At 71.6% G+C, this 15,440-nt stretch carries 15 protein-coding genes; 13 read left to right on the top strand and 2 right to left on the bottom strand.

The window, feature by feature from the left end:
* The first annotated feature begins 28 nt into the window (after positions 1 to 28).
* From manD to ACIP9D_RS02935, 3 genes are read left to right on the top strand one after another with little or no spacing between them, the layout of a single operon-like run.
* The gene (gene manD, locus ACIP9D_RS02945; RefSeq protein ID WP_350870344.1) at positions 29 to 1,258 is read left to right on the top strand and encodes a D-mannonate dehydratase ManD; all 1,230 of its coding nucleotides are present in this window, start codon (positions 29 to 31) and stop codon (positions 1,256 to 1,258) included.
* Complete coding sequence (locus tag ACIP9D_RS02940) at positions 1,248 to 1,802, top strand: gluconokinase (protein ID WP_350870342.1); 555 nt, start codon at positions 1,248 to 1,250, stop codon at positions 1,800 to 1,802. The genes manD and ACIP9D_RS02940 overlap by 11 nt, the downstream gene beginning before the upstream one ends.
* Before the next feature lie 48 nt (positions 1,803 to 1,850).
* Positions 1,851 to 2,192, top strand: a complete 342-nt coding sequence (locus ACIP9D_RS02935; protein WP_350870341.1) for an MmcQ/YjbR family DNA-binding protein — start codon at positions 1,851 to 1,853, stop codon at positions 2,190 to 2,192.
* A gap of 9 nt (positions 2,193 to 2,201) precedes the next feature.
* Here the strand turns inward: ACIP9D_RS02935 and ACIP9D_RS02930 are convergent, their stop codons facing one another.
* A complete protein-coding gene (locus ACIP9D_RS02930) occupies positions 2,202 to 3,641 on the bottom strand; it encodes a hypothetical protein (protein WP_350870339.1) in 1,440 nt (479 codons plus the stop codon).
* Between the two features lie 167 nt (positions 3,642 to 3,808).
* Here ACIP9D_RS02930 and ACIP9D_RS02925 point away from each other — a divergent pair, with 167 nt between their 5' ends.
* From ACIP9D_RS02925 to ACIP9D_RS02885, 9 genes are all read left to right on the top strand, one after another.
* Positions 3,809 to 4,663 carry an alpha/beta hydrolase gene (locus ACIP9D_RS02925; RefSeq protein WP_350870337.1) on the top strand — a complete coding sequence of 285 codons (855 nt, stop codon included), beginning with the start codon at positions 3,809 to 3,811 and terminating at the stop codon, positions 4,661 to 4,663.
* A gap of 257 nt (positions 4,664 to 4,920) precedes the next feature.
* On the top strand, positions 4,921 to 5,682 hold the full coding sequence (locus ACIP9D_RS02920; protein ID WP_350870335.1) for a DeoR/GlpR family DNA-binding transcription regulator: 762 nt from the start codon (positions 4,921 to 4,923) through the stop codon (positions 5,680 to 5,682).
* Between the two features lie 55 nt (positions 5,683 to 5,737).
* The gene (locus tag ACIP9D_RS02915; RefSeq protein WP_350870333.1) at positions 5,738 to 7,105 is read left to right on the top strand and encodes a sugar ABC transporter substrate-binding protein; all 1,368 of its coding nucleotides are present in this window, start codon (positions 5,738 to 5,740) and stop codon (positions 7,103 to 7,105) included.
* 61 nt (positions 7,106 to 7,166) lie between these two features.
* The gene (locus ACIP9D_RS02910; protein WP_350870330.1) at positions 7,167 to 8,102 is read left to right on the top strand and encodes a sugar ABC transporter permease; all 936 of its coding nucleotides are present in this window, start codon (positions 7,167 to 7,169) and stop codon (positions 8,100 to 8,102) included.
* Positions 8,099 to 8,983 carry a carbohydrate ABC transporter permease gene (locus tag ACIP9D_RS02905; protein WP_350870328.1) on the top strand — a complete coding sequence of 295 codons (885 nt, stop codon included), beginning with the start codon at positions 8,099 to 8,101 and terminating at the stop codon, positions 8,981 to 8,983. The genes ACIP9D_RS02910 and ACIP9D_RS02905 overlap by 4 nt, the downstream gene beginning before the upstream one ends.
* Positions 8,980 to 10,017, top strand: a complete 1,038-nt coding sequence (locus ACIP9D_RS02900) for a zinc-dependent alcohol dehydrogenase family protein (RefSeq protein WP_350870326.1) — start codon at positions 8,980 to 8,982, stop codon at positions 10,015 to 10,017. The genes ACIP9D_RS02905 and ACIP9D_RS02900 overlap by 4 nt, the downstream gene beginning before the upstream one ends.
* 238 nt (positions 10,018 to 10,255) lie before the next feature.
* The gene (gene tnpB, locus ACIP9D_RS02895; protein ID WP_350870324.1) at positions 10,256 to 11,635 is read left to right on the top strand and encodes an IS607 family element RNA-guided endonuclease TnpB; all 1,380 of its coding nucleotides are present in this window, start codon (positions 10,256 to 10,258) and stop codon (positions 11,633 to 11,635) included.
* A 53-nt stretch (positions 11,636 to 11,688) separates the two neighbouring features.
* Positions 11,689 to 12,483 carry an SAM-dependent methyltransferase gene (locus ACIP9D_RS02890; RefSeq protein ID WP_350871123.1) on the top strand — a complete coding sequence of 265 codons (795 nt, stop codon included), beginning with the start codon at positions 11,689 to 11,691 and terminating at the stop codon, positions 12,481 to 12,483.
* Between the two features lie 59 nt (positions 12,484 to 12,542).
* Positions 12,543 to 12,992 carry a VOC family protein gene (locus tag ACIP9D_RS02885; protein WP_350870322.1) on the top strand — a complete coding sequence of 150 codons (450 nt, stop codon included), beginning with the start codon at positions 12,543 to 12,545 and terminating at the stop codon, positions 12,990 to 12,992.
* 40 nt (positions 12,993 to 13,032) lie between these two features.
* Here the strand turns inward: ACIP9D_RS02885 and ACIP9D_RS02880 are convergent, their stop codons facing one another.
* Positions 13,033 to 14,079 (bottom strand): LacI family DNA-binding transcriptional regulator, encoded by a 1,047-nt coding sequence (locus ACIP9D_RS02880; RefSeq protein ID WP_350870320.1) that lies wholly within the window; start codon positions 14,077 to 14,079, stop codon positions 13,033 to 13,035.
* 247 nt (positions 14,080 to 14,326) lie between these two features.
* Here ACIP9D_RS02880 and ACIP9D_RS02875 point away from each other — a divergent pair, with 247 nt between their 5' ends.
* On the top strand, positions 14,327 to 15,388 hold the full coding sequence (locus ACIP9D_RS02875) for a substrate-binding domain-containing protein (protein ID WP_350870319.1): 1,062 nt from the start codon (positions 14,327 to 14,329) through the stop codon (positions 15,386 to 15,388).
* Positions 15,389 to 15,440 lie beyond the last annotated feature (52 nt).

Raw genomic sequence — 15,440 nt, 5'->3', positions numbered from 1 at the left:
GCGCACCGGTAATGATGAAAGGCACCCCGTGAAAATCGTCGCAGCGGACGTCATCGTGTCCAGCCCCGACCGCAACTTCGTCACCCTGAAGATCACCACCGACGAGGGACTCACCGGCCTGGGTGACGCCACCCTCAACGGTCGCGAGCTCTCCGTCGCCTCCTACCTGCGCGACCACGTCGCCGCGCTGCTGATCGGGCGGGACCCGCACCGCATCGAGGACACCTGGCAGTTCCTCTACCGCTCGGCGTACTGGCGGCGCGGGCCGGTCACCATGGCCGCGATCGCCGCGGTCGACGTCGCGCTCTGGGACATCAAGGCCAAGGCCGCCGGCATGCCGCTGTACCAGCTGCTGGGCGGCGCGTCGCGCACCGGCATCATGGCGTACGGCCACGCGTCGGGTCGGGACATCCCGGAGCTGTTCGACTCGATCCGCCAGCACCTGGACGAGGGCTTCCGGTCGATCCGCGTGCAGACCTCGGTGCCGGGCATCAACGCCGTCTACGGGGTGGCCGCCCAGCCCAGCGCCGACGGCAAGCGCTACGACTACGAGCCGGCGCAGCGCATCCCGCTGCCCGCCGAGGAGGACTGGGACACCCGGGCGTACCTGCGCCACCTGCCCGACGTCTTCGAGGCGGTGCGCAACGAGTTCGGCCCGGAGCTGCCGCTGCTGCACGACGGTCACCACCGGATGACCCCGATCCAGGCCGCCAAGCTGGGCAAGGCGCTCGAACCGTACGACCTGTTCTGGCTGGAGGACTGCACCCCGGCGGAGAACCAGGAGGCGCTGCGGCTGGTCCGCCAGCACACCACCACCCCGCTGGCGATCGGCGAGGTCTTCAACACCGTCTGGGACTACCAGACGCTGATCCGGGAGCAGCTGATCGACTACGTGCGGTCCGCGGTGACCCACACCGGCGGCATCACCGCCATGCGCAAGCTGCTCGACTTCGCCGCCCAGTACCAGATCAAGTCCGGCATCCACGGCCCCACCGACATCTCGCCGGTGGGCATGGCCGCGGCGCTGCACCTGGACCTGGCCATCCACAACTTCGGCATCCAGGAGTACATGAAGCACAGCCCGCTGGCGAACGAGGTGTTCCGGCAGTCGTTCACCTTCACCGACGGCTACCTGCACCCCGGCGACCAGCCGGGGCTCGGGGTGGAACTCGACGAGGAGGCCGCGGCGCGGTTCCCCTACGTGCCGGCCTACCTGCCGTTCAACCGGCTCAAGGACGGGACGGTCCATGACTGGTGAGCGCGGCGACGGGCAGCCGACCCGGCACGTCGTGGTGATGGGCGTCTCCGGCGCCGGCAAGACCACGGTGGCGCGCGGGATCAGCGAGGCGACCGGGCTGATGTTCGCCGAGGCGGACGAGTTCCACTCCGCGGCCAACGTGGCCCGGATGCGCTCCGGCGTACCGCTCGACGACGCCGCCCGTTGGCCGTGGCTGCGCGACCTGGCCGCCTGGATGGCCGAGCGCGGCGCGGAGGGCCGGTCGACGGTGCTGGCCTGCTCGGCGTTGCGGCGCTCGTACCGCGACGTGCTCCGGCAGGGCCCGCCGTCGGTGGAGTTCGTGCACCTGGACGGCTCGGCGGAGGTCATCCGGGACCGGATGTCCCGCCGCGCGGGGCACTACATGCCGGCGAGCCTGCTCGAGTCGCAGCTCGCCACGCTGGAGCGGGCCGAGCCGGACGAGTCGGTGCTCGTCCTCGACGTCGCGCTCGGCGCGGACGAGCTCGTCGCGGCGGCCGTCGACGGCCTGGGCCTGGCGGCCGCGACGGCGGTGGGGGAGCGGTAGTCGTCGTCGGTCCGCGGAATTGTCGGCGCCGGCCGCTACGGTCGTCACATGGTGGCCGTCGCCGACGTCCGGGCCCTTGCCCGGACGCTGCCCCGCAGCACCGAGCACCTCGTCCACGACCGGGTGAAGTTCCGGGTCGGAGCGATCGTCTACGTCGCCTTCAGCCGCGACGAGGCGACGATGGGCTTCGGCTACCCGAAGGATGAGCGCGACGCCCTGATCGCCGGTGAGCCGGAGCTGTTCTTCCTGCCCCGCGCCTCCGACCTGCGCTTCCACTGGGTCTGCTGCCACACCGCGCGGCTCGACCACGACTACATGACCGAGCTGGTGACCGAGGCGTGGCGGATGGTCGTGCCGAAGTTCCTGGCCCGCCAGCGGCTCGGGCACTGAGGGCCCCGGTCAGGAGGCGCCCAGCCGGGGGATGACCGGCCGCACCGCGACCGGGGCGCCCGGCGCGCCGCCGGCCCGCGACGCATACTCCGGGACGCCCACGCAGGTGAAGAGCAGCGTCGCGAGGTCGTCGGGCTCGCCCAGCAGGGCGGGAACCGCCGAGTCGACGAAGGTCATCCCGGACGCGCTGGCGCCCAGGGCGTACGCGGCCAGGTGCAGCCGTCCCTCCACCAGCCCGGCCGCCAACTGGGCGTCGCGGTAGCTCCGGTCGTCGAGCGCGGCGAGCGGAGTTGCCGCGATGACGACGTACGCCGCGTCGCCGGCGAGCGACTGGTCCAGGCAGACCCGCAGCAGTTCGCCGCGCAGGTTCCCGGCGCGCAGCGGACGCGACAGGTCGGGCCACCGGTAGAGGCCGGGCGCGGTGTCGTCGACGCCGTGCACGGCGACCCAGTGCGGCACCGCCACCCCGCGCAGCGCGGCGGCGAGCGGCCACTCCAACTGCCGGCGCGACAGCGTGCCGGAGCGGTTCATCCGCCGCTGCGAACCCCGCCGGCGGATGACCTCGTCGAGTGAGCCCGACGGCGCGACGTCCGGCAGCGGGTCGCCGTCCGGCCAGGGTGCGCCCAGCTCGTTCCGCTCGCCGGCGCGCTGGGCGGCGGTGCAGAGCGGAAACTCGACCGGCGGCAGCTCACCCGGGAGCGCCGGCCCGGCCGGCCCGATCGCCGGGTCGCCATCGCCCAGGGTGAGCAGCGCGAGAGGGAACTCGTGCACCCCGTCCGCGCCGACGAGCCGGCGCACCGGGGCGTCCGGAAAGAGCGAACGCAGTCGGGGTGGGATGCCGGCGCTCGCGGCGGCCGCGGCGAGCTGGGACAGCAGCGTGCCGGCGTCCCAGTAGAGGTGCCGCCAGCCGCGTTCGGCGTAGCGCCACCCGGTCCGCCACGGCACGCCGGTCACGACGAGGGTGGTCGCCGCCCCGTCGGCGGCGGGTCCGACCTGGACCAGGGCGTGCCGAGCCGGGTCGTACCAGTGCACGCCGTCAGGGACGCCGGCGACGCCACGGGTACTCGCGTAGACCTCGAGCGGGAAGCGGGCGCCCGCCGAGCCGGAAGCGCGGTAGAGGACCGGGCGTCCGTTGCGCTCGGCGGTGCGGACCACCCCGGCGCCGAGGAAGAGCACCCGGCCGAGCTGTGCGGCGTCGAGGACGTGGGCGGGGGACGCGGCACCGGCGAGCACGGCGGTGGCGGGCACGCCCGGGTCGGGCAGCCCGCGCGGCAGCTCAAGGACGGGCGGCCCGGCCGGATAGCCCTTCATCGGCGGCGGCAGCGTACCGGGATCGTTCGGGACGAGGTCGTGACGCACCCGTGGGTCGTCGACGGGCGCGTCCCACTCGCGGTCCGGCAGGTACGACGTCAGACGGTGCAGCAGCCCGGCACCGGATTCGAGGTCCACCCACCCATCCTGCCAGCGGGCGACACCGTCCCGGATCCGCGTCGGGCGGCGTGACAGTTTCGGCGGGGTTCGGCGCTGGTGGCGGCCGGGACGGGGCAATCATCCACCTGGGTCGCGGCGACCGGGGAGACTCGGACTCGACGGACGGTAGCCGCTGGGGGGAGACGATGGCGATCACCCAACCTGACGGGGCCGCGACGAGATGGGTCCCCCGTGCGGGGCAACGGATCCATGCCGAGGTCACGTCGGGCTCCGGCACGCCGATCGTTCTCCTGCACGGCTTCCCCGACAACCTGCACCTCTACGACGACCTCCTGCCCCACCTGCGGGGTCGCGCCGTGGTGCGGTTCGACTTCCTCGGTTGGGGACGCTCCGACAAGCCGCGCGGCTACCCGTACACGGCGGAGAACCAGACCGGCGACATCGCCGCCGTGATCGATCAGCTGGATCTGCGGTCGGTGGTCCTGGTCGCGCACGACGCGTCCGGCCCTCCCGCGATCGACTGGGCGCTCATGCACCCGCACCGGGTGGCGGCGCTCGTGCTGCTCAACACCTACTACCATCCCGTGGTCGGCCTGCGGCGACCGCCGGCGATCGCGCTGTTCTCCACGCCGCTGCTACGGCGTGCGACCCGCCGGGCCGTCGGCCGCTGGCGCAGCCTCGACCGGCGTCTGTACACCTGGCAGGTGAGCCGGTTCATGGCGGACCCGGATCGGCGCAGGGCCGTGGTGCCCGCCCTGTACCAGCAGTTCGTCCCCGCCGAACCGGCCTTCTGCCGGCTGAACGACGACCTGCTCGGCACGATCTGGGCGCGACGTCGCCGGCTCGCGGACGTGCGCCGGTTCGACCGGCCGGTACGGGTGGTCTTCGGCGCCGAGGACCGCTACCTCAACCCCCGCGTAGCCCGGGCGCTGGCGCGGGTGTTCCCCCGCGCGGACCTTCAACTGATCCCGGGCGCCCGCCACTACGTGCAGATCGACGCGCCCGCCGCGACCGCGCAGGCGATTCTCGCCGCCGGGTAGTGTCCGCCGCCCCGGTGCGGTGCCCGTCATCCGCGGTGCCCGTCCTGCCCCGCGGAGGGAGGACGGGCACGAGCCGGGCAGCACGGTCGCCCAAACGGGCAGGACATTTGCCAGCTATCACCGGATCTGGCGCGTTCCCTGCGGATGGCCCGTTGCGCGAAGCGGGCAGTAACCCTCCGGGATCGACGTGATGTGCTGGTCGTCACACCCCCGTAACGGTGTTAAAACAATAGACACCGATGAGCGGGAGGTGAGCGATGAACGCCTCGGAGCGCCGGCAACGCATCCTCGCCCTCGCCCGTGACCAGGGCGTCGTCGACGTACGCAAACTCGCCGCCGAACTGGTCGTCGCGGCCGAGACCGTGCGGCGCGACCTGCATCGGCTCGAACAGCAGGGCCTGGTGCGGCGTACCCATGGCGGCGCCTATCCGGTGGAGACCGCGCGGTTCGAGACGACCCTCGACACGCGGACCACCCGGCTGGTGACGGAGAAGCGCCGGATCGCCGCGGCCGCGGCGCAACTCCTCGGTGACGCCGAGTCGATCTTCATCGACGAGGGTTACACCCCGCAGTTGATCGCGGAGGCGCTGCCGGCCGAGCGGGCGCTGACCGTCGTCACCGCGTCGCTGGACACCGCGGCGATGCTCGCCGCGTCACCGACGACCACCGTCCTGCTGCTGGGTGGCCGGGTCCGGGGCCGGACCCGCGCCACGGTCGACCACTGGGCGATCGAGATGCTCGCCGGCTTCGTGCTCGACCTGGCGTTCGTCGGCGCCAACGGCATCTCCCGCGAACACGGCCTGACCACGCCGGATCCCGCCGTCGCCGCCGTCAAGGCGCAGGTGGTGGCGGTGTCGCGGCGGGTGGTCTTCGCGGGTGTGCACACCAAGTTCGGCGCCAGCAGCTTCTGCCGCTTCGCCGACGTCACCGACGTCGACACGATCGTCACCGACGCCGCGCTGCCGGCGTCCGAGGCGCACCGCTACTCACTGCTCGGTCCCGTGGTCCAACGCGTCTGACCGCCCGACCGACCGCACCCACACGTCCCCACCGACCCGATCCTGGAGGTTTGCTGTGCCCGGAACACGGACTGCGCACCGCTGGCGACCCCCACTGGCCCTCGCCGTCGCGGCTCTGCTCGCCTCGACCGCCTGCTCCGGAGCCGGCGGTGGCTCCTCCGGCGGCGACGACGCCAAGACCATCACCGTCCTGATGGTGGGCAACCCGCAGATGGAGGACCTCGCCAAGGTCACCGCCGACAACTTCACCAAGCAGACCGGCATCACGGTGCGGTTCACGATCCTGCCGGAGAACGAGCTGCGCGACAAGGTCACCCAGGACGTCGCCACCCAGGGCGGCCAGTACGACGTGGCGACGATCGGCGCGTACGAGGCGCCGATCTGGTCGAAGAACGGTTGGCTGCACGAACTCAGCTCGTACGCCGACGCGGACGCCGGCTACGACAAGGCCGACCTGCTCCCGCCGATGGTCACCTCGCTCTCCGGTGAGGACGGCAAGCTCTACGCCGCCCCGTTCTACGGGGAGTCGTCGTTCCTCATGTACAACAAGGAGCTCTTCGCCGCCAAGGGCCTGACCATGCCGGAGCGGCCGACCTGGCAGCAGGTCGCGCAGTTCGCGGCGCGGCTCGACGACGACAAGGCCGGCGTCGCCGGCATCTGCCTGCGGGGGCTGCCCGGCTGGGGCGAGCTGTTCGCCCCGCTCACCACGGTCGTCAACACCTTCGGCGGCACCTGGTTCGACCAGAGCTGGACCCCGCGGGTCGACGCGCCGGAGTTCGTCGAGGCCACCCGCTTCTACGTGGACCTGGTCCGCGCGCACGGCGCGCCGGGGGCGCCGCAGGCCGGCTTCACCGAGTGCCTGAACACCTTCGGGCAGGGCAAGGCCGCGATGTGGTACGACGCCACCTCGGCCGCCGGCACGCTGGAGGACGCCTCGGCCAGCACCGTGGCCGGCGAGGTCGGCTACGTCTACGCGCCGGTCAACAAGACCGCCTCGTCCGGCTGGCTCTGGGCCTGGGCGCTGGCGATGCCGAAGACCACCAAGAACGCCGACGCCGCCTGGCGGTTCATCTCCTGGGCCACCGGCAAGGACTACGAGCGACTGGTCGGCTCCTCGCTCGGCTGGTCCCGGGTGCCGGCCGGAAAGCGGCAGTCGACCTACGCGATCCCCGAGTACCGGCAGTCCGCGGCGGCGTTCGCGGACCTGACGCTGAAGTCGATCCAGGAGGCCGACCCGAAGAACCCCGGCGTGCAGCCCCGCCCGGCGCTGGGGGTGCAGTTCGTCGGCATACCGGAGTTCGCCGACCTCGGCACCAAGGTGTCGCAGGAGGTCTCGGCGGCGATCGCCGGCAGCACCACCGTGGAGAAGGCGCTGACCGACGGCCAGCGGTTGGCCGAGGAAGTCGCCAAGGAGTACCGGTAGCCGCCACCGGGGGCGGTGGGCCCGTACGCCGCCGCCCCCGGCCGAGCAACGAGGTGAACCGATGACCCAGACCCTCAGCACCGGCGCCGGCCCGACCCGCCGGGCCCGGACGGCGGCGCCGGCCCGTGCTCGACCCGCCGAGCGCTGGAGCCGGCGGGCGCCGCTGCTGCCCGCCCTGATCTTCGCGATCATCGTGACCCAGGTCCCGTTCCTGGTCACCCTCTACCTGTCCACCCTCGACTGGAACGCGCTGCGCCCCGGCGAGCGCGGCTTCGTCGGCCTGGCCAACTACGGCGAGGTGCTCACCGACGCCCGGCTGCGCGCGGCCCTGCTCAACACGGTGGTGCTCACCGCCGGCTCGGTGCTCGCCTCGGTGCTGCTCGGGCTCGGCCTCGCGATCCTGCTGGACCGGAGGTTCCCCGGTCGCGGGATCGTGCGGACCCTGCTCATCACCCCGTTCCTGGTGATGCCGATGGCGGCGGCGCTGCTCTGGAAGCACGCCATCTACAACCCGGCGTACGGCCTGATCAACGGCATCGTCGGTGGCAGCACCGACTGGGCCTCGCAGTATCCGATGCTCTCCGTCGTCGCCACCCTGGTCTGGCAGTGGACGCCGTTCATGATGCTGATCATCCTGGCCGGCCTGCAGGGCCAGTCGACGGAGACCCTGGAGGCGGCCCGGGTCGACGGCGGCGGCCCGTGGCAGATCTTCGTCCGGATCACGCTGCCCTACCTGCGCCCGTACCTGGAGCTCGGCGCCCTGCTCGGGTCGATCTACCTGGTGCAGACCTTCGACGCGGTCTTCACCATCACCCAGGGCGGCCCGGGCACCGCCACCACCAACCTGCCGTACGAGATCTACCTGACCACCTTCCGCAAGTTCGAGTACGGCGAGGCGGCAGCCGCCGGTGTGGTGGTGGTGATCGGCACGATCGTCGTCGCGACCTTCGCGCTGCGGGTGATCTCCAGCCTGTTCCGGATGGAGGACGCGCGATGACCGCCGTACGCGAGGACCCCGAGCGGCTCGCCGCGACGCCCGCTCGCCCGCCCGGCCGTCGCCACCGGCGGGTCGCTCCGGCCGGCGTGGCCTGGACCGCCGTCGCCTGGCTGGCCGGGCTGCTCTTCTTCCTGCCGGTGCTCTGGATGGTGCTGACCGGCTTCAAGCGGGAGGTGGACGCGGCGAGCAACCCGCCGTCCTGGTTCTTCACCCCGGTGCTCGACGGCTACCGGCAGGTCTTCGACCGCGACCTCACCCCCTACCTGCTCAACTCGCTGATGGCCAGCCTGCTCTCGACCCTGCTCGTGCTGCTGCTGGCCACTCCGGCGGCGTACGCGTTGTCGATCCGCCCGGTGGCGAAGTGGCGCGACGTGCTCTTCTTCTTCATCAGCACCAAGATGCTGCCGGCGGTGGCCGCGCTCCTGCCGGTCTACCTGCTGGTCAAGGAGCTCGGCATGCTCGACAACGTCTGGACGATGATCGTCCTGTACACGGCGATGAACCTGCCGCTCGCGGTCTGGATGATGCGCTCCTTCCTGCTGGAGGTCCCACCGGCGCTGATCGAGGCGGCCGCCGTGGACGGGGCGAGCCTGCTCGTCACCATCCGCCGGATCCTGCTGCCGATCGTGGCGCCGGGGCTGGCGGCCACCGCGCTGATCTGCTTCATCTTCAGCTGGAACGAGTTCTTCCTCGCGGTGAACCTGACCGCGACCCGGGCCGGCACCTCACCGATCTTCCTGGTCGGTTTCATCACCTCCGAAGGGCTGTTCCTGGCCCGGCTCTGCGCGGCGGCGACGCTGGTGTCGCTGCCGGTCGTGCTCGCCGGGTGGATCGCCCAGAAACAACTCGTCCGAGGACTCTCAATGGGGGCGGTCAAGTGAAAGCAGCGGTCATCGTCACGCCGGGTCAGATCTCGATCGAGTCCGTGCCGGACCCGGCGCCCGGCCCCCGCGACGTCGTGGTGCAGGTCGCCGGCTGCGGCATCTGCGGCACCGACCTGCACATCCTGGACGGCGAGTTCGCCCCGGCGTACCCCATCGTGCCCGGCCACGAGTTCGCCGGCACGGTGGTGGCGACCGGCCGGGACGTCACCGAGGTGCGGGTGGGCGACGCCGTCGCCGTCGACCCGTCGCTGCACTGCGGGGAGTGCTACCAGTGCCGCCGCGGCCGGGGCAACCTCTGCGAGCGGTGGGCGGCCATCGGCGTCACCGAGCCGGGCGGGGCCGCCGAGTTCGCGGTGGCCCCGGTGAAGAACTGCTTCCCGTTGCCCGACGGCGTGCGGCCGGCCGACGCGGCGCTGATCGAGCCGCTCTCCTGCGCGGTACGCGGCTTCGACGTGCTGCCCCGGCGGCTCGGCGACCACTACCTGATCTACGGCGCGGGAACGATGGGGCTCATGATGCTGGAACTCGCCAAGCGCTGCGGGGCCGCCAGCGTGAGTGTGCTGGACCCGAACCCGACCCGGCTCGGCACCGCCGTCCGGCTGGGCTGCTCGGCGTCCGCCGCCGGTGCGCAGGAGTTGACCCGGCCGCGTGGCTGGGACGTGGTCATCGACTGCACCGGCGTGCAGGCCGCGATCGACGACGGGCTGAACCGGGTGGCCCCGGCCGGGACCTTCCTCCAGTTCGGCGTCTCCGAGTATCGGACGCGGGCGACCATCGAGCCGTACCGGGTCTACAACCAGGAGATCACCGTGACCGGCTCGATGGCGGTCCTGCACAGCTTCGAGCGGGCCGGCGAACTCTTCGCCGGCGGGCTGCTCGACCCCGAGGTGTTCATCAGCCACCGGTTCCCGCTGGAGAGCTACGCCGAGGCGATCGCCCAGTTCCGCGCCGGCGTCGGCCGGAAGATCGCGATCGTCGGTGCCGCCGAACCGGCGCGCGCGCCGTTTACGGCGCAGGTCGGTCGCGCCTGATCCGCGTGTGTCTGGGCGGGCGTGGGCGGAGCGCGGCGATTGACCCTTCCCGCGCCCGCCCTCGGGCGGCCGCCGGGCGCCAAATCCTCTAGGCTGCGTTGGTCGATACCAGCCGATCGAGGGGTGACTCGTTGATGGCGTGTCGGTTGGCTCTACGGTGCGTGCGCCTATGCGGCCGCCCTGGGGTCGCTGACCGGGCCCGACAAGCCGTGGAAGCCGTCATCGAGAACGGCCTGGCGTGAAGAACATTCAGGCGTACCGGTTCGCGCTTGATTTGACCCCCGCCAAGGAGCGGGCGGTTCTCGCACATGCCGGCGCGGCGCGCTTGGCGTATAACTGGTCCTTGGGCCGCGTACGAGCGGTCATGGATCAGCGAGCCGCTGAGCGTACCTACGGTGTCGCAGACGATCAGCTGACGCCGTGGGTGTCGTGGTCGCTGCCCTCCTTGCGTAAGGCGTGGAACGTCGCGAAGGGTGAGGTCGCGCCGTGGTGGGCCGAGTGTTCGAAGGAGGCGTTCAACACCGGACTGGACGCCCTCGCCCGCGGCTTGAAGAGCTGGGCCGACTCCCGGTCGGGTACGCGAGCCGGGCGGCGAGTCGGCTTTCCGAGGTTCAAGTCGCGGCGTCGGACGACGCCGAGCGTGCGCTTCACCACCGGAGCCATCCGAGTTGAGCAGGACCGCAAGCATGTCGTGTTGCCACGACTGGGCCGCCTGAAGTTGCACGAGTCCGCCCGAAAACTGGCCCGCCGTCTGGAAGCCGGCACCGCACGGATCATTTCCGCGACCGTTCGTCGCGACGGCGGGCGCTGGTTTGTGGCGTTCTGCGTGGAGGTAGAGCGCGCTGAACGGGTACCGGCCCGGCCAGCGGCGACCGTTGGTGTCGACGTCGGGATCAAGCACCTCGCGGTGTTGTCCACCGGCGAGCTCGTGCCCAACCCGCGCTACCTGGGCGCCGCATCGAGGCATCTGCGCATGCTGGCTCGGCGTGTGTCCCGACGGATCGGCCCGGACCGCCGGACCGGTCAACGGCCGTCGAACCGCTGGAACCGCGCCCAGGCCCGGCTAGGTCGCGCGCATGCCCGGGTTGCTCACCTTCGCCGCGACGGGCTTCACAAGCTCACCACCCATCTCGCCCGCGAGTTCGGCACAGTGGTGGTGGAAGATCTCAACGTTACCGGGATGCTCGCGAACCGGCGGCTGGCCCGCTCCATCGTCGACGCCGGGTTCGCCGAACTGCGCCGGCAGTTGACGTACAAGACAGGGTGGAATGGTGGGCGGCTTGTGGTGGCCGACCGCTGGTATCCATCCTCGAAGACCTGCTCGGGCTGCGGTGCGGTGAAAGCCAAGCTGGCCCTTTCCGAGCGCGAGTACGCGTGCGAGGCGTGCGGCCTGGTCCTGGACCGTGACCTCAACGCCGCGCACAACCTGGCCGCGTTGGCGGCCAGAATCGACACCGCCGGGAGTGGCCCGGTGGCAGGACGTGGAGCCGACCTTAAGACCCGCAGTAGCGGGCCGGTGGCTGTGAAGCGTCAACCCGGCACCGCCCAGGCGGCTTGGACCGGGACCGTCCCACCGCAAGGCGGGACTACCTACCCGACGCTCGTCAGAGCGCTTTGAAGGTAACGGAGACGATCGTGTCGCACCATGGCACCGACACCAACGCCGAGGAGATCCCGCCGTCCGGAGTGGACAGCACCGTGCCGCACTCGGCGCGGGTCTACGACTGGTGGCTCGGCGGCAAGGACAACTTCGCGGTCGACCGGGCGATGGGAGCCGCGCTCATCGAGGCGATCCCCACGCTGCGCACCATGGCGAAGGAGAACCGGGGGTTCGTCCACCGGGTCGCCCGCTACCTGGTCGGTGAGGCGGGCATCCGCCAGTTCATCGACATCGGCACCGGCATCCCCACCCGGCCCAACCTGCACGAGGTCGCCCAGGCGGTCGCGCCGGAGACCCGGGTGGTCTACGTCGACAACGACCCGATCGTGCTGGCGCACGCCCGGGCGTTGATGATCAGCACCGAGCAGGGGCGCAGCGAGTACATCCACGCCGACCTGCGCCAGCCGGAGAAGATCCTGGCCGACGCCCGGCTCACCGAGACGCTCGACCTGGACCGGCCGGTGGCGCTCACCCTGATCGCGGTGCTGATGCTGCTGCGGGACAGCGACGACCCGGGCGGCCTGCTGCGTACCCTGATGCAGGCGCTGCCGTCGGGCAGCTACCTGGCGATCACCCACCCGACCCAGGACTTCAACCCGACCGAGATGGCCGCCGCGGTCGCCGCGGCCACCCAGGGGCACATGACGCTGGTGCCGCGGACCCGGGCCGAGGTGGAGCGGTTCTTCGACGGCTGGGAACTGGTCGAGCCGGGCATCGTGCCGGTGATGGCCTGGCAGCCGGAGGACGGCATCCCGGCGGACCCGCACGCGGCCTACTACTGGGCCGGCCTCGCCCGGAAACCGTGAGGTGTGCCGGCGCCCCGAACGGGTACGCGCCGCCGGACGAGATCCTCCGGGAGGCGCGGATGGCGATCGAGGCGCCGGACTACTTCCGGCCGGAGAGCGGGATGGTCCTCACCCACCTGCTGATCGTGCGTGACGTGGACCGTTCGCGGGAGTTCTACCGGCGGGTGCTGGGCGCGACGGTGGTGCGCGAACGGCAACCGGCGATCCTGCGGTTCCACAACAGCTACATCGTGATCAACGACGAGGGTGGCCCGACCGACGACAAGCCCACCGTGCGGGCGCAGGCCCCGGCCGACCCGGACACGCTCAGCGGCGCGATGAACATCCGGGTCACCGACGTGCACGCGGTCTACGAGCAGTGGCGCTCCCGGGGCGGGGAGTTCCTGACCGAGCCGAAGGACCACGGCGTGGAGATCCGGTGTTACCTGCGGGACCCGGACGGTTATCTGATCGAACTCGGCCAGGGCACCGGGATCCTGGCCGACCCGGGCGGGACCGCCGGCGACTGAGCGCGCGCGGACCGGCCGCCGGCTGCGATGACCCGCCGGCTCAGGCGCGATGCGGTCCGGCGATCTCCCCCGACCCGCGGGGCACGAGCCGGGTCGGCACCAGGTGGGTGGTCGGCCGCCACTGCTCGCCGTCGAGCCGCCGGAAGATCAGCGCCGCGGCGACCCGCCCCATCTCGGACGGGCTCTGGGCGATGACGGTGACTGCCGGGTGCAGCAGGTCGGCGAGGGGAAAGTCGTCGAAGCCGACCAGTGCGACGTCCCGGTGCCGGCCGAGCTGCTGCAACGCGCGGATGGCGCCGATGGTGACCAGGTTCTGCGAGGTGAAGAACGCGGTCGGGGGGATGGCGGCGGCGAGCAATCGGCGTACCGCCGCCGCGGACTCCCCCTCGGTGTGCAGGTCGTGCACGATGTGCGCCGGCCGGATGCCGTGGTCGCTGAGCGCCTCCTTGAAACCCTGGAACCGTTGTCGTGCGGTCTGGATGCTCTGCAGGTCGCCGAGGTACGCGATGTCGCGGTGCCCGTGCCGCACCAGGTGGTGCACGGCCGCCGCGGCGCCGTCGTGGCCGTCGGCGAGCACCGCGTCGACGGGCAGGCCGATGGGTGGCCGGTCCACGAACACCACCGGTGTGCCGGCGCTGACCTCGCTCATCAGGTAGCTCTGGTCGTCGCTCGCCGGCACGACGACCAGCGCATCGGCCTGCCGCATGGTGAAGGCTCGGATCAGTTCGCGCTCCCGCTGCGGGTTCTCGTCGACGCTACCGGCGAAGATGAGGACCTCCCGATCGCGTGCGGCGTCCTCGAGGGCCCGGTGCAGGGCGGCGGAGAACGGGTTGGCGAGATCCTCCAGCACCGCGGCGATCGCCGCCGTCCGGCCGCTGGACCGGCGGAGGCTGCTCGCGGTGAAGTTCGGCCGGTAGTCCAGTTGGGCGATCGCCCGCCGCACGGCGGCCAGCTTCTGCGGGGAGACTCCCGGCTCGCCGTTCACCACCCGGGAGACGGTCTTGGGGCTGACCTTGGCGAGCAGCGCGACGTCGCGGAGGGTGGGTCGGGCTCGCGGGACCATCGGGGTGGGCACGGCAGGGTCCATGCGCCCTCCCTCCATCAGGGACGTCGATGCCACGTCGTGCTGCGACGCCATGGCCGTCCGGGCATGGTGGCCCGGCCCTGACATCGATGTCAAGAGCGTCCACATGGTTACGTGCGTGTTTCGCAAGAGCTGTCGAGCAGGCATTGACATCGGCGGCAACCATCTGGAAACTGCCGTGACATCGTTGTCGTGCTTGCCCGGCGAGCCGGTCCGGGACTTTTCCTTGGGAGAGAACATGATTCGACGCATGGGACGGTCGGGCGTCCTGCTCGCCGCCGCGCTCGCGGGCGGCATGGCCCTCAGCGCATGCGGTAGCGGCTCGGAGGGCGGCTCCGCCGACGGCGGCGTCGCGGTATCACTGATCACCAAGAACTCCACCAACCCGTTCTTCGTGACCATGCAGGAGGGTGCGAAGAAGGCCGCCACGGCAGAGGGCGTGAAGCTCACCGTCGCGGCCGGCAAGGAGGACGGCGACGAGGCAGGCCAGGTCCAGGCCATCGAGGACGCCATCGCCCGCGGCGACGAGGGCATCCTGATCACCCCGAACGGCCCCGGCGTGAACCCCGCCATCAAGAAGGCCCGCGACGCCGGGCTCTACGTGATCGCGCTGGACACCCCACCCGACCCCGCCGACACCGTGGACATCACCTTCGCCACGGACAACTTCAAGGCCGGCGAACTGATCGGCAAGTGGACGGCCGGCCAGCTCGCCGGCAAGCCGGCGACCATCGCCCTGCTGGACCTGTTCAACGACAAGGTCGTCTCCGTCGACTACAACCGCGACCAGGGCTTCCTCACCGGGATGGGCATCGCCACCGGCGACAAGAAGAAGAACGGCGACGAGGCGAAGACCGGCAGCTACTCCGGTGGCAGCTACACCATCGCCTGCAACGAGCCCACCAACGGCGCCGAGGACGGCGGCCGGACGGCGATGGAGAACTGCCTGAGCCGCAACCCCGACATCAACGTCGTCTACACCATCAACGAGCCGGCCGCGGTCGGCGCGCACAAGGCCCTGCAGGCCGCGGCGAAGGCGCAGGGCGTCCTGATCGTCTCGGTCGACGGCGGCTGTGACGGCGTACGCCAGGTCGCCGGCGGGGTCATCGGCGCGACCTCCCAGCAGTACCCGGTGAAGATGGCCGAGCTGGGCGTCCAGGCGATCAAGAAGATCGCGAACGACGGGCAGAAGCCCGAGGTCTCGGCGGGCCTGGACTTCTTCGACACCGGCGTCGCCCTGGTCACCGACAAGGCGAGCACCGGCGTCGAGAGCATCACCAGCGCCGACGGCGCCCAGCGCTGCTGGGGCTGAGTCAGCCGCCGACGAGGCACCCGGGACGCGCCACCCCGGGTGCCTCGCCCCG

The sequence above is a fragment of the Micromonospora sp. NPDC093243 genome, assembly GCF_044753725.1.
Lineage (GTDB): Bacteria > Actinomycetota > Actinomycetes > Mycobacteriales > Micromonosporaceae > Micromonospora.
Note: the sequence above shows the minus strand (reverse complement) of the source record. Positions and strands in the feature narration are given on the sequence as shown.